Source organism: Mycobacterium liflandii (assembly GCF_022354805.1).
GTDB classification, from domain to species: Bacteria; Actinomycetota; Actinomycetes; order Mycobacteriales; family Mycobacteriaceae; genus Mycobacterium; species Mycobacterium marinum.
On record NZ_CP023138.1, the window covers coordinates 5084100 to 5105958 of the forward strand.

Consider the following 21859-nt stretch of genomic DNA (forward strand, 5'->3'; position numbering starts at 1 on the left):
CGATCGACGCCGACGCCACCGCCACCCGCCCGGCATCAGCGGGGCGGTTGATGCTGCCGGCCGTCAGTAGAGCGCGCTGGCCAGGCTGCGCCGGCCCGCGATCACCTCGGGGTCGGCAGGGTCAAAGAGCTCGAACAGCTCGATCAGCCGAGTGCGCACCCTGGTGCGTTCGTCACCGGAGGTGCGTCGTACCAACGCAACCAGACGTTCGAATGCCCCGGTGACGTCCTGACTGAGGACTTGCACGTCGGCGGCCGCAAACGCCGCATCGACATCATCCGGAGCGGCGTCGGCAACAAGGACGGCATCGGGCCGCTGAGCGGTTGCCCGCGAAAGGAAGTCGATCTGACGAATGGCCGCCTTCGCTTCGACGCTGTTTGGATTGGCGTCCAGCACCGCCTGATACGACCCTCTTGCGGCGTCGAAGTCGCCTTCCTCGAGTTCCGCGCGGGCCTGGGCCACAGTTGGATCGACTTCCTCGGCATCCTCCGAACCCGCTACACCGCTTAGCTTTCCGTCGGTCGCCGACAGCAGAGAATCCACCCAGAGGCGCAGTTGCTCGGCAGGCTGGGGCCCCTGAAAGCTCGAAATCGGCTGCGCCGCAGCCAAAGCCACCACCGTTGGCACCGCTTGCACACCGAATATCTGAGCGACTCGAGGCACCACGTCGACGTTGACCGTGGCAAGCCGCCACTTGCCCATATCGGCGGCGGCAAGGCCGGACAGCGTGTCGACCAGTTCGACGCACACATCGCTGCGCGGTGACCACAGCACCACCACAACGGGCACTTCGTCGGACCGGCCAATCACCTCGTCTTCGAAGTTGGCCTCGGTGACCTCAACCACACCAGGCTGATCCGCGGGCGCCTTGCCGGAAGCGCCGCCTGCCGCGGTGTCTTGTTGGGCTCGTTGCTTGAGACCGGAAAGATCGACCGCACCTGCCAAGGCCGGCCCGATCGGAGGTCGGGGACGCGTCACGTGATCAAGTCTGTCACGCCACGTCGGCTACCGATCCACCCGGTCGCGGCGGTCTCACGACTGGCCAATTGAGTGCCCTGAATACGCCCACGGCGCCTGGGTCGCGGAATTATGACCAATCTCACACCACCCCTTGCCGGCTCGCATCCAACAACCTCGGCGAGCCCTCGGGAGGGCCTATCCGGCGCGCAGAATCAGGGCGTCGCCCTGCCCTCCGCCGCCACACAGCGCGGCGACCCCGTAGCCCGAACCGCGCCGTGCCAGCTCCAGCGCAACGTGCAGCGTGATGCGGGCCCCCGACATACCGATCGGGTGCCCGAAGGCGATCGCACCACCGTTGACGTTGACGATCTCCGGATCGAGTCCAAGTTCCTTGGTCGAGGCCAAGGCAACGGCGGCGAATGCCTCGTTGATCTCCACCACATCGAGCCGGTCGGCCGTGATGCCCTCTTTGTCCAGGGCCTTCTTGATCGCGTTGGCCGGCTGCGACTGCAGCGTCGAGTCCGGGCCCGCCGCCACACCGTGCGCACCGATCTCGACCAGCCAAGTCAGCCCCAATTCCTGGGCCTTTTCCTTGCTCATCACCACGACCGCGGCCGCACCGTCGGAAATCTGCGATGATGAGCCTGCGGTGACGGTGCCGTCCTTGCGAAACGCCGGCTTGAGGCCCGCCAGGGAATCGGCGGTGGTGTTGGCCCGGATTCCTTCGTCTTCGCTGAACTGCAGCGGATCGCCCTTGCGCTGAGGCACACTCACCGGCACCACTTCATCGGCGAAGACGCCATCTTTCCAGGCAGCTGCCGCTTTTTGATGCGACGCGGCCGAGTATTCGTCTTGCTGGCGCCGGGTGAAACCGTCCACGTCGTTGCGTTGCTCGGTGAGAGCGCCCATGGGCTGATCGGTGAAGGCGTCGTGCAGTCCGTCGTAGGCCATGTGGTCCAGCACGGTGACATCGCCGTATTTGTAGCCGGGCCTGCTATCCATCAGCAGATGAGGCGCCTTGGTCATGGATTCCTGACCACCGGCGACCACCACTTCGAACTCCCCGGCCCGAATGAGCTGGTCAGCCAGCGCGATGGCGTCGATGCCGGACAGACACATCTTGTTGATCGTCAGCGCGGGTACGTCCCAGCCGATGCCCGCCGCGACCGCGGCCTGCCGCGTGGGCATCTGTCCCGCGCCCGCCGTGAGCACCTGGCCCATGATCACGTACTCGACCAGTGAGGCCGGCACATTCCCCTTCTCCAAGGCTGCCTTGATGGCGATCGCGCCCAGGTCGCTCGCGCTGAAATCCTTCAGCGAACCCATCAACCGACCGATCGGTGTCCGGGCTCCAGCAACGATCACCGACGTCGTCATGACTACCTCCTAAGCGCAACGGAACGGCCGATCCGGCCAACCCGAAGAAGCAGATTCTCCGCTATGAGGTTACCGTTGTGTTATGACGACCGATCAAGTTGACGCCCGTCAGATTCTGGAAACCTCACTGGTGACCGGGCTCGATCACGTCGGCATCGCCGTCGCCGATCTAGATGCGGCCATCGAGTGGTACCACGACCACTTGGGGCTGATTCTAGTCCACGAGGAAGTCAACGACGACCAGGGAATCCGTGAGGCGATGCTGGCGGTGCCCAGCGCCCCCGAGACGACCCAAATCCAGTTGATGGCGCCGATCGACGAGTCGTCAGTGATCGCGAAGTTCCTGCAGAAGCGGGGTCCGGGCATCCAGCAGTTCGCCTGCCGGGTAAGCAATCTCGAGAAACTGAGCGAGCAGCTGCGGGCTCAGGGCATCCGTTTGGTCTACGAGACCCCTCGACGGGGCACCGCGGATTCGCGGATCAACTTCATCCACCCGAAGGACGCGGGTGGCGTCCTCATCGAACTGGTGGAGCCGGCCCGCAGGGTCTAAGACCACTTACGCGTCGGACTGCGAGTTGCGCGGCTTGCCCAGCACGACGTGTGCCAGTGCCGCCGGTCGTCCGCCGCTCCCGGTAGCTCAATCGGCCATACCACCACATGTGCAGTGCCCGAACGGATTTCGTGGTCGCACCCCGGACACCGATAGGTCTTGACGGCGCGGGCCGCCGCAATTGGGCGCACTTCGTAGTCGTAGCCGTCCGGCCCTGCCTCCACCCGGCGCAACATCGGTGAGAAGGACATCGGCCGCTGCCGGCGTGGGGATCCGCGGCGCCGAGCCATCCGGCCAGTCTAATCGCGGCGCTCAGAACAGCCGGTACTCGTCACTGTCCATCCCACGCATCTTGTCGTAATCCAATGTCACACAACGGATACCCCGGTCGGTGGCCAGAGTGCGGGCCTGTGGCTTGATCTGTTGAGCCGCGAACACGCCTTTCACCGGTGCCAGCACGCTGTCACGGTTGAGCAACTCGAGATAGCGGGTGAGCTGCTCCACACCGTCGATTTCACCGCGGCGCTTGATCTCCACCGCAACCGCTCCTCCGCTTTCATCGCGGCACAACAGGTCCACCGGCCCGATCGCGGTCATGTACTCCCGCCGGACCAGCGTGTACCCCTCCCCCAGCAGCTGAACATGCTCGGCGAGCAGCACCTGCAGGTGGGCCTCCACACCGTCCTTCACCAATCCGGGATCGACCCCCAGCTCGTGGCTGGAGTCGTGCTCGATTTCTTCGACGGAGATGCGCAGCTGTTCGCCACCTTTGTTGGTCACCACCCACACCGGTGAGTCGCCGCCGGGCTCTTCGGTCAACCAGCAGGGCGGACTCATCCAGTTCAACGGCTTATAGGCACGGTCGTCGGCATGCACGCTGACCGAACCATCGGCCTTGAACAACAGCAACCTGCGCGCGGACGGCAGATGTGCGGTGAGGCGGCCAACGTAGTCGACGGTGCATTGAGCAATGACTAGACGCACCCGAATCACCTTAGAGCGTGCCCGACAAATTAGGCTGACGCCACCATGCCGTCGACGAAGACCGGCCGAGACGGGCAGCAAGAAAGGCGCCAAGAGTGGCGCCACGAAGGGCGTTGCGCAGCGCCTGGGGCGGGTGCTCGAAAGGGTGACCCGTCAAAGCGGGCGGCTGCCGGAGACACCGGCGTACGGCTCATGGCTGCTCGGTCGGGTCTCGGAGAGCCAACAACGCCGACGGATACGCATCCAAACGATCCTGACGGTCATGGTCGTGGTCGCGAATCTGCTCGGGATCGCGGTGTCCATCCTGCTGGTGACCGTCGCAATCCCATCACCGAGCGTTTTCACCGAAGCACCGTGGTGGATCACGTTCGTGGTGGTGCCGTCCTACATCGTGGTTGCGCTGGCGCTGGGAACGTATTGGATCACCCGACGGACGGTGCTTGCCCTGCGATAGGCGATCGAGGAACGCCAGCCGACGCCGGAGGACGAGCGCAACACATTCCTGGCCGCGTGGCGAGTGGCCGTCGTCGACCTGATTCTGTGGGGATCCGGAGCGGTCCTGCTGACGACTCTGTATGGCATGGCCAACACCATGTTCATCCCACGGTTTCTGTTCGCCGTGACATTCTGCGGGGTGCTGGTCGCCACCGGCAGCTATCTGCTCACCGAGTTTGCCTTGCGTCCGGTCGCGGCTCAGGCGTTGGCGGCGGGGCCGCCGCCACGGCGATTGTCCTCGGGCATCATGGGCCGAACCATGATGGTGTGGCTGCTTGGTTCGGGAGTTCCGGTGGTCGGCATCGCCCTGGTAGCCATCTTCCAGATTGCGTTGCGCAACCTGTCGGAGACCCAGTTCGCGGTCGGGGTACTCATCGTGTCGATGGCAACGCTGATCTTCGGTTTCATCCTGATGTGGATCATGTCGTGGCTGACCGCGACACCGGTGCGCGTGGTCCGCGCGGCCCTCAATCGGGTGGCCAACGGCGACCTGCAGCGGGATCTGGTGGTCTTCGACGGGACAGAGCTCGGCGAGCTGCAACGCGGTTTCAACACGATGGTCGACGGCCTGCGCGAGCGTGAACGAGTGCGCGACCTGTTTGGCCGCCACGTCGGGCGCGAGGTGGCGATCGCCGCCGAACGGGAACGGCCCAAACTCGGCGGCGAAGAACGCCACGTCGCCGTGTTCTTCATCGACATCGTCGGCTCCACCAAATTGGTCACCAGCCAGCCGCCGGCCGATGTCGTCGCGCTGCTCAACCGGTTTTTCGCCGTGGTCGTCGACGAGGTGGATCGCCATCGCGGGCTGGTCAACAAATTCGAGGGCGACGCATCGCTGGCGATCTTCGGAGCGCCCAACCACCTCGAGCGACCCGAGGATCAGGCCCTGGCCGCGGCGCGAACCATCGCCGCACGGCTGGCCAGCGAAGTACCCGAATGCCAGGCGGGCATCGGCGTGACGGCAGGACAGGTGGTGACCGGCAACGTCGGTTCCAAGGAGCGCTTCGAGTACACGGTGATCGGCGAACCCGTCAACGAGGCCGCCCGCCTGTGCGAGCTCGCCAAAGACCACCCGGGCCGGTTGCTGGCGTCAGGGGCCGCACCCGACGGCGCCAGCCACGACGAACGTGCGCTCTGGTCTGTCGGCAAGACCGTGACACTACGCGGCCACGACCAACCCACCCGCCTGGCCGCACCCATCTGAAACCCATGGCGCTGGCATCCCACGCCACTTCCCGACAGGGATCCCATCAGCTCGAATGTGCTGACTGGCCAGCGGAACGCGACACACGGCGTCGGGATCATCTTCGGCCGGATACCTCGCTCAAGGAATTAGGCTGGCGCCACCATGGTGTCCACAACAGCAGTGGGGCAGCGCTTACGCCGAGTATTCGTGCAGGTAATCGACAAAGGTGACCAACTAACCGAGCCGCCCGCTTACGGCTCCTGGTTACTGGGGCAGGTGTTGGAAAACCAGCGCAGCCGGCGGATACGCATCCAAGTCATTCTGACCAGCGTCATCGTATTCGCGAATTTGGTCGGAATTGGCGTCGTCCTGTTGATAGCGATCGTCGCCATTCCGGCACCGAACGTGTTCACCGACGCACCGTGGTGGGTCACGTTCGTGGTGGCGCCAGCCTACATCGTGGTTGCGCTGGTGCTGGGGACGTATTGGATTACCCGACGAACCGTTCAGACGCTGCGCTGGGCGCTCGAGGAACGTCCGCCCAGCCACGCTGATGCGCGCAGCACTTTCCGAGTGCCGCGGCAAGTCGCGCTCGCCACCGCCACCTTGTGGGGCGTCGGGGCGGTGGCGTCGACGATCCTCTACGGCCTGGCCAACCCGTTGTTCATCCCGCGCTTTCTCTTCACGGTGAGTATTTGCGGGGTTCTCGTCGCCACCGGCGCCTATCTGCTCACCGAGTTCGCACTGCGTCCGGTCGCGGCGCAAGCGCTGGAGGCGGCCCCACCGCCGCAACGCTTCGCACCGGGAATCATGGGCCGAACGATGATGGTGTGGCTGCTCGGATCGGGCGGGCCTCTCGTCGGCATCAACCTGATGGCGATCTCCGAGTTGGTGAAGGGGAGCCTGACCAAGGTCCAGGTCGCTATCGGTGTAGTCATCGTGTCGACGGGCACATTGATCTTCGGTTTCATCCTGATGTGGATCATGTCGTGGCTGACCGCGACACCGGTGCGCGTGGTCCGTGCGGCCCTCAATCGGGTGGCCAACGGCGACCTGCAGCGGGATCTGGTGGTCTTCGACGGGACAGAGCTCGGCGAGCTGCAACGCGGTTTCAACACGATGGTCGACGGCCTGCGCGAGCGTGAACGAGTGCGCGACCTGTTTGGCCGCCACGTCGGGCGCGAGGTGGCGATCGCCGCCGAACGGGAACGGCCCAAACTCGGCGGCGAAGAACGCCACGTCGCCGTGGTTTTCATCGACATCGTCGGCTCCACCAAATTGGTCACCAGCCAGCCGCCGGCCGATGTCGTCGCGCTGCTCAACCGGTTTTTCGCGGTGGTCGTCGACGAGGTGGATCGCCATCGCGGGCTGGTCAACAAATTCGCCGGTGACGCATCGCTGGCGATCTTCGGAGCGCCCAACCACCTCGAGCGACCCGAGGATCAGGCCCTGGCCGCGGCGCGAACCATCGCCGCACGGCTGGCCAGCGAAGTACCCGAATGCCAGGCGGGCATCGGCGTGGCGGCAGGACAGGTGGTGACCGGCAACGTCGGTTCCAAGGAGCGCTTCGAGTACACGGTGATCGGCGAACCCGTCAACGAGGCCGCCCGCCTGTGCGAGCTCGCCAAAGACCACCCGGGCCGGTTGCTGGCGTCAGGGGCCGCACCCGACGGCGCCAGCCACGACGAACGTGCGCTCTGGTCTGTCGGCAAGACCGTGACACTACGCGGCCACGACCAACCCACCCGCCTGGCCGCACCCATCTGAAACCTGGCCGCGCTGGGAGTCCAGTTCCATACGACCACCCCGACTCCCTGTCCACACCGAGACGGACCCGGCGATGTGGCGAATAAATTCCTGCCTCAAACAGCCGTCAAGGAACTAGGCTTGCGCCACCATGGTCGCCACAAACACGGTAGTCCAGCGCTTGCGTCGAGCGTTGGAGAAGATTACCCAGCAGAGCGACCAGCTAACAGAAAACTATGCGTACGGCTCCCGGCTGCTCGGACAGTTGACGGAGACTCCACAACGCCGGCGAGTCCGCATCCAGCTCAGGCTGACCTCATCCATCATGGCCGCGAGCCTGGTCGCGATAGGTGTCGCGTTGCTGCTGGTGTTCGTGGCCATCCCAGAGCCCAACGTCATTACCGAGGCGCCGAGATGGCTCACCTTCGGCGTCGGAGCCGGATATGACGTGACGGCATTTGTGGTCGGAAGCTTCTGGATTACCTCCAACACCGTTCGGGCCCTGCGTTGGTACATCGAGGGCCGCCCGCCCAACCGCGCCGAGAGTCGTGAAACCTTCCTGGTTCCGTCCCGAATCGCGGCTGTCCACCTGTTCTTGTGGGGACTGGGGACGTTGTTGTTCACCACCCTCTACGGCCTGATCGACATCCGCTTTATCCCGAAATATCTCTTCTCGGTCAGCTTTTGCGGAATCTTGGTGGCCACCGGCAGCTACCTACTCACCGAGTTCGCCTTGCGGCCGCTGACCGCTCAAGCTCTTGAAACAGGCCCCCCACCCCGACGGATCGTCTCGGGCATCATGGGGCGAACCATCCTGATCTGGCTGCTCGGTTCGGGCGTGCCGGTCGTGGGCATCGCTTTACTGGCGGTGTTCGAAATCGCGTTGTTGCACCTCAGCGAGGTGGAATTCGCCGTGGGCGTATTGATTGCGTCCAGTGCAACCCTGGTCTTCGGGTTGTTGCTGATCGCGATCTCGGCGTGGCTGACGGCTACCCCGGTACGGGTCGTGCGCGCCGCACTCAAGCGCGTCGAACGAGGGGACCTACGGGGAGATGTTGTGGTCTTCGATGGCAGCGAACTCGGCGAGCTGCAGAGCGGCTTCAACTCCATGGTCGAGGGGCTGCGTGAGCGCGAACGCGTCCGCGACCTTTTCGGCCGCCACGTCGGACGCGAAGTTGCCGCGGCCGCGGAACGAAAGCCGCCGCAGCTGGGCGGCGAAGAGCGTTATGTTGCGGTTGTTTTCGTCGATATCATCGGCTCGACACAACTGGTGAGCAACCGGCCGGCCACAGACGTGGTGCAGTTGCTCAACCGATTTTTCGCGGTGATCGTCGATGAGATGGAGCGTCACCGCGGCCTGGTCAACAAATTCGAAGGTGACGCCTCCCTGGCTATCTTCGGTGCGCCAAATCCACTCGAGTGCCCCGAAGTCGCGGCATTGAGCGCCGCACGGGCCATCGCCGGGCGACTCTGCACCGAGGTGCCGGAGTGCCGGGCGGGCATCGGCGTGGCCGCAGGACAAGTGGTCGCCGGCGATGTCGGCGCCAATGAGCGGTTCGAATACACCGTGATCGGTGGACCGGTGAACGAGGCGGCCCGGCTGTGTGAACTGGCCAAATCGTATTCCGCCCGCCTAGTGGCATCCTCGGAAACGGTAGCCGGAGCGACCGAAACCGAACGTGCCCATTGGAATTTGGCGGAGACGGTGACACTTCGCGGCCGCGACCGGCCGACCCGCCTGGCCATCCCCGCCAGCAGCCCACGCCCATAGCCGTCGCCGGAGACCGCTGTCAGCTCACTTTGATGTCGTTTTCCGCCAGTCATGACGCTGCGCAGGTGTAATCCTCTAAGGGTGCACGAAGACTTCGAACGCTGCTATCGGGCGGTCCAATCCAAGGACGCCCGGTTTGACGGCTGGTTCGTGACCGCGGTGCTGACCACCCGGATCTACTGCCGGCCGAGTTGCCCCGTTCGCCCACCGTTCGCCCGCAACGTGCGGTTTCTTCCAACAGCCGCGGCAGCTCAACGTGAGGGCTTCCGGGCCTGCAAACGTTGCCGCCCTGACGCGTCACCGGGTTCGCCGGAATGGAACATGCGCGGCGACATCGTCGCCAGAGCGATGCGGTTGGTTGCCGACGGCACCGTGGACCGCGAAGGTGTCACCGGGCTTGCCGCGCGTCTGGGCTACACCACACGCCAGCTGGAACGCCTGCTGCAGGCTCAGGTCGGCGCCGGCCCCCTCGCGCTGGCCCGCGCCCAACGGATGCAGACCGCACGGGTGCTGATCGAGACTACCGATCTGCCCTTCGGCGACGTGGCGTTTGCGGCCGGGTTCTCCAGTATCCGGCAGTTCAATGACACCATCCGCCTGGTTTGCGACAGCACACCAACGGCGTTGCGTCGACACGCTGCCGCGCGGTTCGGCGCACCCGCCACCTCGCCGGGAACGGTATCCCTGCGCCTGCCGGTGCGAACCCCCTTTGCCTACCAGGGTGTCTTCGGCCACCTCGCCGCCGGGGCCGTGCCGGGTTGTGAGGAGGTCCGTGATGGTGCCTATCGACGCACGCTGCGACTGTCGTCCGGCAATGGCATCGTCACGCTGACACCCGCGCCCGACCACGTCCGGTGTCTACTGGTGCTCGACGATTTCTGCGACCTCGCGGCCGCCACGGCCAGATGCCGGCGCCTGCTCGATCTTGATGCCGACCCGGAGGCTGTTGTGGAGGCCCTCAGTGGCGACCCCGCTCTGAGCCCGGTAGTGGCCACGGCACCTGGGCAGCGCATACCCCGCACCGTGGACGAGGCAGAACTCGCCGCGCGCGCCGTGCTCGCACAACAGGTGTCGACCAAGGCTGCGCGTACCCACGCGGCCCGCCTGGTCACCGCCTACGGCCGACCCATCGACGATCAAGGCGGAACCTTGACTCATACCTCCCCGTCGGTGCAGGACCTGGCCGAAATCGACCCAATCCATCTGGCCGTCCCCAAGACCCGACAGCACACCTTGAGCATGATGGTCGACGCCATCGCCGACCGAAGGGTGAACCTGGACGCCGGATGCGACTGGACTCCGGCGCGAGAGCAGCTGCTCGATATCCCCGGAGTCCGCCCGTGGACCGCGGAAGTCATTGCCATGCGCGGGCTGGGCGACCCGGACGCGTTTCCGGTCGCAGACCTTGGCGTCCGGCTGGCCGCGAAACAGTTGGGCCTGCCCCAGCGTCAACCGGATCTACTGGACCGCAGTGCGCGCTGGCGTCCCTGGCGTTCGTATGCAACCCAACACCTTTGGACCACACTCGAGCATTCGGTAAACGATTGGCCACCACGGGAGGTTGCATGACTCACTACCGCATCATTGATAGCCCAATAGGACCGCTGACCCTGGCCGGGCATGACGGCGTGTTGACCAATCTGCGGATGGTCGACCAGACCTACGAACCTAGCCGCGTCGGGTGGGAAGTTGATGATGAGGCGTTCGCCGATGCGGTGAGCCAGCTCGACGCCTATTTCGCTGGTGAGCGTTTCGACTTCGATCTGGCGTTAGACCTGCGTGGGACCGAGTTCCAGCGACGCGTCTGGCAGGCACTGCTGACAATTCCCTACGGCGAAACCCGTTCGTATGGCGAAATTGCGGAGCGGATTGGTGCGCGGGGTGCGGCTCGTGCGGTTGGGCTGGCCAATGGCCGTAATCCGGTAGCGGTGATTGTTCCGTGCCATCGTGTGATTGGTGCCAGTGGGGGGCTTACTGGCTATGGGGGTGGCCTTGATCGGAAGCAGGCGTTGTTGGAGTTGGAGAGGGCGTGTGTGCCGGCGGATCTGACTGTGCGGGCGGATCTGACGTTATTCGATTGTTGACATACAAAAACACCCCCAGAGTATGGGGGTGTTTTTGTGTATGTTCGGCGGTGTCCTACTTTTCCACTCGAGCTGGGCAGTATCATCGGCGCTGACAGGCTTAGCTTCCGGGTTCGGAATGGGACCGGGCGTTTCCCTGTCGCTGTGGCCGCCGTAACTCTATTTAAATTTATGCTGATGGGGGGTGTGGTGTTCTTCGACAGTAATTGTCTAAGAACATGGATATGTGGTTGCGAAGCGTTTTTGTGTTGGTAAGTTTTCGGCCGGTTAGTGCCAGTTCCCTTCACACATTACTGTGCTTCCAGGTCTGACCTATCGAACCCGTGGTCTGCGGGGGGCCTTATCCCACCAAGTGGGTGAGAAACCTGATCTTGGAGAAGGTTTCCCGCTTAGATGCTTTCAGCGGTTATCCTTTCCGAACGTGGCTATCCAGCGGTGCCCCTGGTGGGACAACTGGTGTACCAGAGGTTCGTCCGTCCCGGTCCTCTCGTACTAGGGACAGGTTTCCTCAAGTTTCTGACGCGCGCGGCGGATAGAGACCGAACTGTCTCACGACGTTCTAAACCCAGCTCGCGTGCCGCTTTAATGGGCGAACAGCCCAACCCTTGGGACCTGCTCCAGCCCCAGGATGCGACGAGCCGACATCGAGGTGCCAAACCATCCCGTCGATATGGACTCTTGGGGAAGATCAGCCTGTTATCCCCGGGGTACCTTTTATCCGTTGAGCGACACCCCTTCCACTCAGAGGTGCCGGATCACTAGTCCCGACTTTCGTCCCTGCTTGACTTGTAGGTCTCGCAGTCAAGCTCCCTTGTGCACTTACACTCGTCACCTGATTGCCGTCCAGGTTGAGGGAACCTTTGGACGCCTCCGTTACATTTTAGGAGGCAACCGCCCCAGTTAAACTACCCGCCAGGCACTGTCCGTGAACCCGGTTCAGGGTTCGACGTTAGGTGTCCAATACGATCAGAGTGGTATTTCAACAATGACTCCGCCCCAACTGGCGTTGGAGTTTCACAGTCTCCCACCTATCCTACACAAACCGAACCGAACACCAATACCAAGTTGTAGTGAAGGTCCCGGGGTCTTTTCGTCCTGCCGCGCGTAACGAGCATCTTTACTCGTAGTGCAATTTCGCCGAGTCTATGGTTGAGACAGTTGGGAAGTCGTTACGCCATTCGTGCAGGTCGGAACTTACCCGACAAGGAATTTCGCTACCTTAGGATGGTTATAGTTACCACCGCCGTTTACTGGGGCTTAAATTCTCCGCTTCACCCTTACGAATTAACGGGTCCTCTTAACCTTCCAGCACCGGGCAGGCGTCAGTCCGTATACATCGTCTTGCGACTTCGCACGGACCTGTGTTTTTAGTAAACAGTCGCTCCCCACTGGTTTCTGCGACCGAATCCCGCTCCCACCGCAAGGGTGTTCACGGTATTCCGGTCCCCCTTTTCCCGAAGTTACGGGGGCATTTTGCCGAGTTCCTTAACCATAGTTATCTCGTACGCCTTGGTATTCTCTACCTGACCACCTGTGTTGGTTTGGGGTACGGGCCGTGTGTGTGCTCGCTAGAGGCTTTTCTTGGCAGCAGAGGATGACCGAATTCGCCTCAATCGGCTATGCATCACCTCTCAGGATTGATGAGCGACGGATTTGCCTATCGCTCTCCCTACGGGCTTGCCCCAGTATTACCACTGACTGGTACGGCTGCCTTCCTGCGTCACCCCATCGCTTGACTACTACCAACGAAGGTTCCACGCAGCCCCGGAACTCCACGCCCCCGAAGAGGAATGATCGACCCGGTTTTGAGTGGTTAGTACCGCTGATTCATCACGGGCGCGCACACACGGGTACGGGAATATCAACCCGTTGTCCATCGACTACGCCTGTCGGCCTCGCCTTAGGTCCCGACTCACCCTGGGCGGACTGGCCTGGCCCAGGAACCCTTGGTCTTTCGGCGGGCAAGGTTCTCACTTGCCTTATCGCTACTCATGCCTGCATTCTCACTCCCCCATCCTCCACCACCGGTTACCCTGCAGCTTCGCTGAATGAGGGACGCTCCCCTACCCAACCTTGCGGTTGTCGCGGCTTCGGCGGTGTGCTTGAGCCCCGCTACATTATCGGCGCACAATCACTTGACCAGTGAGCTATTACGCACTCTTTCAAGGGTGGCTGCTTCTAAGCCAACCTCCTGGTTGTCTCTGCGACTGCACATCCTTTTCCACTTAGCACACGCTTTGGGGCCTTAGCCGGCGATCTGGGCTGTTTCCCTCTCGACGTACGGAGCTTATCCCCCGCCGTCTCACTGCCACGCTTCACACCACGGCATTCGGAGTTTGGCTGACGTCAGTAACCTGGTAGGGCCCATCGGCCATCCAGTAGCTCTACCTCCGTGGTGAAACACGCAACGCTGCACCTAAATGCATTTCGGGGAGAACCAGCTATCACGGAGTTTGATTGGCCTTTCACCCCTACCCACAGCTCATCCCCTCAGTCTTCAACCTAAGTGGGTTCGGGCCTCCACGCGGTCTTACCCGCGCTTCACCCTGGCCATGGGTAGATCACTCCGCTTCGGGTCCAGAACATGCCACTACACCCCTTACGGGGATACGCCCTATTCAGACTCGCTTTCGCTGCGGCTACCCCACTCGGGTTAACCTCGCGACATGTCCCTGACTCGCAGGCTCATTCTTCAAAAGGCACGCCATCACCCCACGAGGAGGCTCTGACGGATTGTAGGCGCACAGTTTCAGGTACTCTTTCACTCCCCTCCCGGGGTACTTTTCACCATTCCCTCACGGTACTAATCCGCTATCGGTCATCGAGTAGTATTTAGGCTTACCGGGTGGTCCCGGCAGATTCACAGCAGATTCCACGGGCCCGCTGCTACTCGGGAGTTGATACTAGGCAGCTGCCGGGTTTTCACGTACCGGGCTCTCACCGTCTACGGCAGACCATCCCAGGCCATTTCCGTTAACTGCGACACTTTCTGACTGCCTCTCAGCCAGGTAGAACTGAGACATATCATTCCCACAACCCCGCACACACAACCCCTACCCGGTTAAACATGCGTGCGGTTTAGCCATTTTCCGCGTTCGCTCGCCACTACTTACGGAATCACAATTGTTTTCTTTTCCTACGGGTACTGAGATGTTTCACTTCCCCGCGTTCCCCCCGCACCCTATATATTCAGGTGCGGGTAACACGACATCACTCGTGCTGGGTTTCCCCATTCGGAAATCCTCGGATCCACGCTAGGTTGACAGCTCCCCGAGGCATATCGCAGCCTCCCACGTCCTTCATCGGCTCTCGATGCCAAGGCATCCACCATGCGCCCTTAGACACTTATAAACACAAAAACCAAAGAATAAAATTGCACAAGAGAACACGCCACCAAAAGGCAGCGCATCCAATTGATGCTCGCAACCACTATCCAATTCTCAAACACCACACCCCACCACCAAGATGGTGGGACAACATCCCGAAACCAACAGAGATGTTGCCTCAGGACCCAATAGTGTGTCTGGCTTGCTTGTTGTTGTGCACCCGGCTTCCGTCCACTACAGACGAGAACCCCTCACGGCTTACACTCCACCAATTGGAGTGTATCTCGTGGTGCTCCTTAGAAAGGAGGTGATCCAGCCGCACCTTCCGGTACGGCTACCTTGTTACGACTTCGTCCCAATCGCCGATCCCACCTTCGACAGCTCCCTCCCAAAGGGTTAGGCCACTGGCTTCGGGTGTTACCGACTTTCATGACGTGACGGGCGGTGTGTACAAGGCCCGGGAACGTATTCACCGCAGCGTTGCTGATCTGCGATTACTAGCGACTCCGACTTCACGGGGTCGAGTTGCAGACCCCGATCCGAACTGAGACCGGCTTTAAAGGATTCGCTTAACCTCGCGGCATCGCAGCCCTTTGTACCGGCCATTGTAGCATGTGTGAAGCCCTGGACATAAGGGGCATGATGACTTGACGTCATCCCCACCTTCCTCCGAGTTGACCCCGGCAGTCTCTCACGAGTCCCCACCATTACGTGCTGGCAACATGAGACAAGGGTTGCGCTCGTTGCGGGACTTAACCCAACATCTCACGACACGAGCTGACGACAGCCATGCACCACCTGCACACAGGCCACAAGGGAACGCCTATCTCTAGACGCGTCCTGTGCATGTCAAACCCAGGTAAGGTTCTTCGCGTTGCATCGAATTAATCCACATGCTCCGCCGCTTGTGCGGGCCCCCGTCAATTCCTTTGAGTTTTAGCCTTGCGGCCGTACTCCCCAGGCGGGGTACTTAATGCGTTAGCTACGGCACGGATCCCAAGGAAGGAAACCCACACCTAGTACCCACCGTTTACGGCGTGGACTACCAGGGTATCTAATCCTGTTCGCTCCCCACGCTTTCGCTCCTCAGCGTCAGTTACTGCCCAGAGACCCGCCTTCGCCACCGGTGTTCCTCCTGATATCTGCGCATTCCACCGCTACACCAGGAATTCCAATCTCCCCTGCAGTACTCTAGTCTGCCCGTATCGCCCGCACGCTCACAGTTAAGCCGTGAGATTTCACGAACAACGCGACAAACCACCTACGAGCTCTTTACGCCCAGTAATTCCGGACAACGCTCGCACCCTACGTATTACCGCGGCTGCTGGCACGTAGTTGGCCGGTGCTTCTTCTCCATCTACCGTCAATCCGAGAAAACCCGAACCTTCGTCGATAGTGAAAGAGGTTTACAACCCGAAGGCCGTCATCCCCCACGCGGCGTCGCTGCATCAGGCTTGCGCCCATTGTGCAATATTCCCCACTGCTGCCTCCCGTAGGAGTCTGGGCCGTATCTCAGTCCCAGTGTGGCCGGACACCCTCTCAGGCCGGCTACCCGTCGTCGCCTTGGTAGGCCGTTACCCCACCAACAAGCTGATAGGCCGCGGGCCCATCCCACACCGCAAAAGCTTTCCACCACAGGACATGAATCCCGTGGTCCTATCCGGTATTAGACCCAGTTTCCCAGGCTTATCCCGAAGTGCAGGGCAGATCGCCCACGTGTTACTCACCCGTTCGCCACTCGAGTGTCTCCGAAGAGACCTTTCCGTTCGACTTGCATGTGTTAAGCACGCCGCCAGCGTTCGTCCTGAGCCAGGATCAAACTCTCCAAACAAAAACCCCTCGATAACGAGGTGAATTCACAATCAGAGATACCTAACAAGACGCCAATCAACTGGCATCTAAAAAACGACTACTCCCTCACACGGGAGTGATAAGGTGTAGTCAAAAAAACAACAACAAAACATAACACCAAACACACTATTGAGTTCTCAAACAACATTTCGTACTTGCACTCGCCCCTCTTCGGGGCAGCCACACCAGCCTAATACAGATCCGGCAGAAAAGTCAAACTCGGATTTTCGATCTTCTCAGTGAAGTCCGCGCCTTCGAGCTTGGCCTTGGCTACTGTACACGCTCAATCTCCGCTCCCAAAATCCCCAGGTACTCGACGAAAAGTGGGTAGCCACGGTCGATGTGGAACACGTCGTGCACCTCGGTATCGCCGTCAGCGACCAAGCCCGCCAACACCAAACCGGCGCCGGCGCGGATGTCGGAACACCAGACTGGAGCGCTCGACAACTGAGGCAGACCACGCACCACGGCATGGTGTCCGTCGGTGCGGGCATCCGCTCCCAGCCTGATCATCTCTTCGACGAATCGGAACCTGGCCTCGAACACGTTCTCGGTGATCATCGACGTGCCGTCGGCGATCGACGCCAGTGCGATCGCCATTGGCTGCAAATCGGTCGGAAACCCCGGAAACGGCAAGGTCGCGACATTGACAGCCTTGGGCCGCTCGTACTGCACGATGCGAAAACTGTCGTCGGTCTGCGTAACGGTGGCACCGGCGTCGTACAACTTGTGTAAAACCAGCTGCAGATGCGATGGATCGATACCCGTCACGGTGATGTCGCCACGGGTCATCGCCGCAGCGATACCCCAGGTAGCGGCGACGATGCGGTCGCCAATCACGCGGTGCTCGGTCGGGTGTAACCGGGGAACGCCGGTAATCGTCATCGTCGGCGAGCCGGCACCCTCGATCTGCGCCCCCATCTGATTGAGCATCGTGCACAGGTCAACCACATCGGGCTCGCGCGCCGCATTGTGGATGGTCGTCACGCCCTCGGCGACCACCGCGGCCATCAAGATGTTCTCGGTAGCCCCGACCGAGGGGAATTCCAGCTGAATCTCCGCGCCGCGCAGGGTGTCTGCCTGGGCCACCACACACCCATGCTCGATATTGCACTGCGCGCCCAGTTGACGCAGGCCAGCCTGGTGCATGTCCAACGGCCGGGACCCGATCGCATCTCCGCCCGGCAGCGCAACCTTGGCCCGTTTACATCGTCCAACCAGGGGTCCGAGCACACATACGGAAGCCCGAAACTGCCGCACCGCCGCGAAGTCTGCGTCGTATTTCGGCTCGTCGGGCGAGGTAATGCGGGCCACATCTCCGTCGAGTTCGACGGTGGCGCCGAGCCCGCGCAACACCTCTGCCATCAGCGGCACATCGAGGATGTCGGGGCAGTTGGTGATTGTGCTGGTTCCCTCGGCCAGCAGCGTCGCTGCCATGAGCTTGAGCACACTGTTTTTAGCGCCCCCAACAGCGACTTCGCCTGACAACCGGTTCCCACCGGTGACCACGAATCGCTCCGCCACCCGCGTCAGTCTAGTGAAGCGCTATCAGCTTGTCAGTCAACCAGGTAAGTCATCCGGGTACCGTTTGATCATGGCGATCCATCTGACCCGTATCTACACCCGGACCGGCGACGACGGAACGACAGGATTGAGTGACTTCTCCAGGGTTTCCAAGAACGATCCGCGCCTGGTGGCCTACGCAGACTGTGACGAAGCCAACTCCGCGATCGGCGTCGCAGTCGCGATGGGCAGCCCCGATCCACAACTCGCCGACGTGTTGCGGCAGCTCCAAAACGACTTGTTCGACGCCGGCGCGGACCTGTCTACACCGCTGAAACGCTCCCAAGACCAGCCAGAGCACGCTGCGCTGCGCATCACCGAGGCCTACATCGAACGGCTCGAGGGCTGGTGTGACAAATATAACGAGACCCTGCCCGCCTTGAATTCCTTTGTGCTGCCGGGTGGTTCGCCTTTGTCCGCACTGCTGCACGTCGCCCGGACAGTCGCACGGCGGGCCGAGAGGTCAGCCTGGGCCGCTGTCGAAGCGGACCCCGAAGGCGTCAGTGCGCTGCCCGCGAAATATCTGAACCGGCTCTCGGATCTGCTGTTTATTCTGGCGCGAGCCGCCAACCCGGACGGCGACGTGCTGTGGCGACCGGGCGGCAACAGGCCCAGCGCCGGATAGATCAGAAGCTAAGCGCTCCAACAGGAACTGCCGACCGGTGCGTCGAGCAGCCACTGTTCGGGCCGCTACTCACCGCGCGAACGAGAGCCGTCAGCGGCTCCGCTTTTGGGCACGAGGCGAAGGACGAGACTCGAGCCAAGACAGAAATGCGGTCAACGCACCCTGATCGAGCGCGAGTTCGGAGCCGGGTCTGCGGTCCTGGGTGCTGTCGCGCAGTTCGAGAACCACGATCTTGTCGGTCATGATGTCGTACTCGTCGCCGTGGGGTCCCCGCCGAGCGATGATCTCGACACCTCGTCGGCTGAGCCGCCGATCCGGCCATAAGCGCAAACTCGACAAGCGGTAGAACCGCGCCTCGCCGCCGCGGTAGCGGATGACGCCGTGACGCCACCCGTGTCCTCCGATAGCCGGGATATCACGCATTATCCCGGCGGTGCCGCCCTGGCGCAGCTTCCATAACCGGTAGCTCAGGGCAAGCACCGCCATACCCAACAGGACAACCAGCACGACCATGCCAACCATGGGCGCGCTCACCAGGCTGTTAGTCGATCGCGCCGACGGCGCGCAATCTAGCGCGACCCCTGGCGGCGGTACGGGGATCGTCGGATTCGGAGTCCTGCCTGGCCACAGCCTCATCGATCTCGGACTCGAACTCCGCGGATTCAGCCAGAATGCTGACCCCGGCGTCGGTCACCGACATGAAGCCACCGTCCACTGCGATCCGCAGATCCTTGTCGCCATCGCGTTCAACGCGCACCATCGCGTCGTCGACCAACTGGGCCACCAACGGGATATGGTTCGTCAGAATTCCGATCTCACCGACGGTAGTGCGGGTGAAAAGAAACGTTCCCGCGCCCGACCAGATCTTCCGATCAACAGCAACGATCTCGACGTTCAATTCGGCCATGTCACACCACCTTTCGACTTAGCAGGAGACCAGCCACTACAGTTTGGCGCCGAGGCTCTCGGCCTTCTTAGCCAAGTCGTCGAGCCCACCGATGAGGAAGAACGCTTGCTCGGGCACGTGGTCGAACTCGCCCTTGCACAACCGGTCAAACGCTTCGATGGTCTCCTTGACCGGCACCGTCGAACCCGGCTGACCAGTGAACTGCTCGGCCGCCATCATGTTCTGGGACAGGAACCGCTCGATCCGGCGGGCCCGGTTGACCAGCTGCTTGTCCTCTTCGGACAGCTCGTCGATACCCAGAATCGCGATGATGTCCTGAAGGTCCTTGTAGCGCTGCAGGATTCGGATGACTTCCTGCGCCACCCGATAGTGCTCGTCACCAACCACACCGGGGTCCAGGATGGTCGAGCTGGATGCCAGCGGGTCCACCGCGGGGAAGATGCCCTTGGAGAACACCGCACGCGAGAGCTCGGTGGTGGCGTCCAGGTGCGCGAACGTGGTGGCCGGCGCCGGGTCGGTGTAGTCGTCAGCGGGCACATAGACGGCCTGCATCGACGTAATCGAGCGTCCCCGCGTCGAAGTGATTCGCTCCTGCAGCTCGCCCATCTCGTCAGCCAGCGTGGGCTGGTACCCCACGGCTGACGGCATGCGGCCCAGCAGTGTGGACACCTCCGAGCCGGCCTGGGTGAACCGGAAGATGTTGTCGATGAACAGCAGCACGTCCTGGCCGGCCTCATCGCGGAACCACTCCGCCATGGTCAGCGCGGACAGCGCAACCCGCATACGGGTGCCGGGCGGCTCGTCCATCTGGCCGAACACCAGCGCGGTGTCCTTGAGCACGTTGGCTTCCTGGAGCTCGACCCACAGGTCGTTGCCCTCACGGGTGCGCTCCCCCACGCCGGCGAACACCGAAGTACCACCGAAGTTGCGGGCGATACGGTTGATCATCTCCTGGATTAGCACCGTCTTGCCCACGCCGGCACCACCGAACAGCGCGATCTTGCCACCACGCACATACGGAGTCAGCAGGTCGACGACCTTCAGGCCGGTCTCCAGCATCTCGGTGCGGGGCTCGAGGTCCTCGAAGGCCGGCGGCTTGCGGTGAATCGACCAGTGCTCGAAGTCTTCTCCGTAGCCGGGTTCGTCCAAGCAGTCCCCGAGCGCGTTGAAAACGTGCCCCTTGACGCTTTCACCAACCGGAACCGAGATCGGCCGCCCCGTGTCAGTGACCTCCGTACCACGGACCAGGCCGTCGGTGGGCTGCAACGAAATCGTGCGCACCAAGCTGTCGCCGAGGTGCTGCGCCACCTCCAACGTGAGGGTCTTCGCGAGCGACCCGAAGTCGATCTTTGCGTGCAGAGCGTTGAACAGCTCGGGAACGGACCCGCGGGGGAACTCGACGTCGACGACGGGCCCGGTGACCCGCACCACGCGGCCGCTGGTCTCTGAACTTGCAGACTTGTCAGTCTTTTCGGCTGTAACAGTCATATCTTTCTTCGCTTCCTCGTGGGCCTGTCTAGCGAGCGTCCGCCAGCGCGTTTGCGCCACCGACGATTTCGCTAATCTCCTGGGTGATCTGGGCCTGGCGCTCCCGGTTTGCCATCAGTGTCAGCGCCTTGATCAGGTCGTCGGCGTTATCGGTCGCCGACTTCATCGCCCGCTGACGCGACGCTAGCTCCGACGCCGCGGATTCGAGCATTGCCGCATACACGCGGGTAGTCAGATACCTCGGCAAAAGAGACTCGAACAGCGTGGTCGCATCCGGTTCAAATGAGTACAGCGTCCGCGGGCCGGTTTCCTCGACATATTCCACGACCATGGGCGCCATCCGGCGGGCCTCCGTCGACTGCGACAACATCGATTTGAACTCGGTAAACACAATGTGCAGTTCGTCGACGCTCTGCTCGTTGTTGGTCTGCAGGTCCTCGCCTTCGCCAGCACCCAGCATGAACGCATCTACCAGGGTGGAAGCGATCTCCGCGGCGTTCTCGTACTTGGGCTGCTCGGAGAAACCCGTCCACGATTGGGCGATGTCCCAATTGCGGAAGGTGTAGTACGCCAACGCCTTGCGGCCCACAACATAGAGAACCGGTTGCTTGCCCTCGTCACGCAGCAGCGAGAAGAGCTCCTCGGACCGCCGGAAGACATTGGCGTTGTACGCACCGCAAAGACCGCGGTCAGACGACACCACCAAGACCCCCGCCCGCTTCGGCTGGGGGTGCTCGACCAGCAACGGATGGTCCAGAGCGGCGTCGGCGGCCAAAGTGGTGAGCATCTGTGTGATCTGGTCGGCGTAAGGCCGGACGGACTCGAGTCGAGCCTGCGCCCTGGCGATGCGCGACGTCGCGATCAGCTCCTGAGCCTTGGTGATCTTCTTGATCGATCCGGCCGAGCGGATCCGTCCACGCAGTTCGCGAAGTGTGGCAGCCATCTC

General features: G+C 62.1%; 15 protein-coding genes, 3 rRNA genes and 1 pseudogene. 7 read left to right on the top strand and 12 right to left on the bottom strand.

The window, feature by feature from the left end; translation table 11 throughout:
- Positions 1 to 63: 63 nt before the first annotated feature.
- Together CKW46_RS22520 and CKW46_RS22525 are read right to left on the bottom strand one after the other, a co-directional pair.
- Complete coding sequence (locus CKW46_RS22520) at positions 64 to 978, bottom strand: tetratricopeptide repeat protein (protein WP_012395659.1); 915 nt, start codon at positions 976 to 978, stop codon at positions 64 to 66.
- A gap of 177 nt (positions 979 to 1155) precedes the next feature.
- The gene (locus tag CKW46_RS22525) at positions 1156 to 2337 is read right to left on the bottom strand and encodes an acetyl-CoA C-acetyltransferase (RefSeq protein ID WP_499018282.1); all 1182 of its coding nucleotides are present in this window, start codon (positions 2335 to 2337) and stop codon (positions 1156 to 1158) included.
- A gap of 82 nt (positions 2338 to 2419) precedes the next feature.
- Here CKW46_RS22525 and mce point away from each other — a divergent pair, with 82 nt between their 5' ends.
- A complete protein-coding gene (gene mce / locus CKW46_RS22530; protein ID WP_117435509.1) occupies positions 2420 to 2887 on the top strand; it encodes a methylmalonyl-CoA epimerase in 468 nt (155 codons plus the stop codon).
- Here the strand turns inward: mce and CKW46_RS22535 are convergent.
- Both CKW46_RS22535 and nucS read right to left on the bottom strand, forming a co-directional pair.
- The gene (locus CKW46_RS22535) at positions 2884 to 3177 is read right to left on the bottom strand and encodes an Rv1322 family protein (RefSeq protein ID WP_081652186.1); all 294 of its coding nucleotides are present in this window, start codon (positions 3175 to 3177) and stop codon (positions 2884 to 2886) included. The two genes, mce and CKW46_RS22535, sit on opposite strands and share 4 nt — an antisense overlap.
- A 22-nt stretch (positions 3178 to 3199) precedes the next feature.
- Positions 3200 to 3871 carry an endonuclease NucS gene (nucS, locus tag CKW46_RS22540; RefSeq protein ID WP_012395662.1) on the bottom strand — a complete coding sequence of 224 codons (672 nt, stop codon included), beginning with the start codon at positions 3869 to 3871 and terminating at the stop codon, positions 3200 to 3202.
- 124 nt (positions 3872 to 3995) lie between these two features.
- Here nucS and CKW46_RS22545 point away from each other — a divergent pair.
- The 5 genes and pseudogenes from CKW46_RS22545 (at position 3996) to CKW46_RS22565 (ending at position 11153) form a co-directional block, all read left to right on the top strand.
- Positions 3996 to 5570, top strand: a pseudogene (locus CKW46_RS22545) (adenylate/guanylate cyclase domain-containing protein).
- A 144-nt stretch (positions 5571 to 5714) separates the two neighbouring features.
- Positions 5715 to 7319, top strand: coding sequence for an adenylate/guanylate cyclase domain-containing protein (locus CKW46_RS22550; RefSeq protein ID WP_482052428.1), 1605 nt, complete (start codon positions 5715 to 5717; stop codon positions 7317 to 7319).
- 130 nt (positions 7320 to 7449) lie between these two features.
- Positions 7450 to 9069, top strand: a complete 1620-nt coding sequence (locus CKW46_RS22555; protein ID WP_482052429.1) for an adenylate/guanylate cyclase domain-containing protein — start codon at positions 7450 to 7452, stop codon at positions 9067 to 9069.
- A gap of 81 nt (positions 9070 to 9150) precedes the next feature.
- A complete protein-coding gene (locus CKW46_RS22560; RefSeq protein WP_482052430.1) occupies positions 9151 to 10638 on the top strand; it encodes a DNA-3-methyladenine glycosylase 2 family protein in 1488 nt (495 codons plus the stop codon).
- Complete coding sequence (locus tag CKW46_RS22565) at positions 10635 to 11153, top strand: methylated-DNA--[protein]-cysteine S-methyltransferase (protein ID WP_015356692.1); 519 nt, start codon at positions 10635 to 10637, stop codon at positions 11151 to 11153. Before CKW46_RS22560 ends, CKW46_RS22565 begins: the two co-directional genes overlap by 4 nt.
- A gap of 42 nt (positions 11154 to 11195) precedes the next feature.
- Here CKW46_RS22565 and rrf read toward each other — a convergent pair.
- The 4 genes from rrf to murA form a co-directional block, all read right to left on the bottom strand.
- Positions 11196 to 11309: ribosomal RNA gene (gene rrf / locus CKW46_RS22570) — 5S ribosomal RNA — on the bottom strand.
- 91 nt (positions 11310 to 11400) lie between these two features.
- A 23S ribosomal RNA gene (locus CKW46_RS22575) occupies positions 11401 to 14504 on the bottom strand.
- A gap of 275 nt (positions 14505 to 14779) precedes the next feature.
- Positions 14780 to 16310 (bottom strand): 16S ribosomal RNA (locus CKW46_RS22580).
- The 16S, 23S and 5S rRNA genes sit together here, the layout of an rRNA operon.
- Positions 16311 to 16600: 290 nt before the next feature.
- Positions 16601 to 17854: a UDP-N-acetylglucosamine 1-carboxyvinyltransferase gene (gene murA / locus CKW46_RS22585; protein WP_012395668.1), complete on the bottom strand. Its 1254-nt coding sequence runs from the start codon at positions 17852 to 17854 to the stop codon at positions 16601 to 16603.
- A 70-nt stretch (positions 17855 to 17924) separates the two neighbouring features.
- Here murA and CKW46_RS22590 point away from each other — a divergent pair, with 70 nt between their 5' ends.
- The gene (locus CKW46_RS22590; protein WP_012395669.1) at positions 17925 to 18518 is read left to right on the top strand and encodes a cob(I)yrinic acid a,c-diamide adenosyltransferase; all 594 of its coding nucleotides are present in this window, start codon (positions 17925 to 17927) and stop codon (positions 18516 to 18518) included.
- 90 nt (positions 18519 to 18608) lie between these two features.
- Here the strand turns inward: CKW46_RS22590 and CKW46_RS22595 are convergent, their stop codons facing one another.
- Genes CKW46_RS22595 through CKW46_RS22610 form a run of 4 tightly spaced genes read right to left on the bottom strand, consistent with a single transcriptional unit; the run spans position 18609 to position 21856 of the window.
- The gene (locus CKW46_RS22595) at positions 18609 to 19052 is read right to left on the bottom strand and encodes a DUF2550 domain-containing protein (protein WP_117437727.1); all 444 of its coding nucleotides are present in this window, start codon (positions 19050 to 19052) and stop codon (positions 18609 to 18611) included.
- A gap of 7 nt (positions 19053 to 19059) precedes the next feature.
- Positions 19060 to 19425 (bottom strand): F0F1 ATP synthase subunit epsilon, encoded by a 366-nt coding sequence (locus CKW46_RS22600; protein ID WP_015356695.1) that lies wholly within the window; start codon positions 19423 to 19425, stop codon positions 19060 to 19062.
- Positions 19426 to 19461: 36 nt separating this feature from the next.
- Positions 19462 to 20913: a F0F1 ATP synthase subunit beta gene (gene atpD / locus CKW46_RS22605; RefSeq protein WP_011741624.1), complete on the bottom strand. Its 1452-nt coding sequence runs from the start codon at positions 20911 to 20913 to the stop codon at positions 19462 to 19464.
- A gap of 28 nt (positions 20914 to 20941) precedes the next feature.
- Positions 20942 to 21856, bottom strand: a complete 915-nt coding sequence (locus CKW46_RS22610) for a F0F1 ATP synthase subunit gamma (RefSeq protein WP_117437728.1) — start codon at positions 21854 to 21856, stop codon at positions 20942 to 20944.
- Positions 21857 to 21859 lie beyond the last annotated feature (3 nt).

Bases quoted from the DNA above. Each gene is read 5' to 3' on its own strand.
- mce (WP_117435509.1), top strand. From the start codon at position 2,420: ATGACGACCGATCAAGTTGACGCCCGTCAGATTCTGGAAACCTCACTG.
- CKW46_RS22590 (WP_012395669.1), top strand. From the start codon at position 17,925: ATGGCGATCCATCTGACCCGTATCTACACCCGGACCGGCGACGACGGA.
- CKW46_RS22525 (WP_499018282.1), bottom strand. From the start codon at position 2,337: ATGACGACGTCGGTGATCGTTGCTGGAGCCCGGACACCGATCGGTCGG.
- CKW46_RS22550 (WP_482052428.1), top strand. From the start codon at position 5,715: ATGGTGTCCACAACAGCAGTGGGGCAGCGCTTACGCCGAGTATTCGTG.
- CKW46_RS22610 (WP_117437728.1), bottom strand. From the start codon at position 21,856: ATGGCTGCCACACTTCGCGAACTGCGTGGACGGATCCGCTCGGCCGGA.
- CKW46_RS22565 (WP_015356692.1), top strand. From the start codon at position 10,635: ATGACTCACTACCGCATCATTGATAGCCCAATAGGACCGCTGACCCTG.
- CKW46_RS22535 (WP_081652186.1), bottom strand. From the start codon at position 3,177: ATGGCTCGGCGCCGCGGATCCCCACGCCGGCAGCGGCCGATGTCCTTC.
- atpD (WP_011741624.1), bottom strand. From the start codon at position 20,913: ATGACTGTTACAGCCGAAAAGACTGACAAGTCTGCAAGTTCAGAGACC.
- CKW46_RS22600 (WP_015356695.1), bottom strand. From the start codon at position 19,425: ATGGCCGAATTGAACGTCGAGATCGTTGCTGTTGATCGGAAGATCTGG.
- CKW46_RS22555 (WP_482052429.1), top strand. From the start codon at position 7,450: ATGGTCGCCACAAACACGGTAGTCCAGCGCTTGCGTCGAGCGTTGGAG.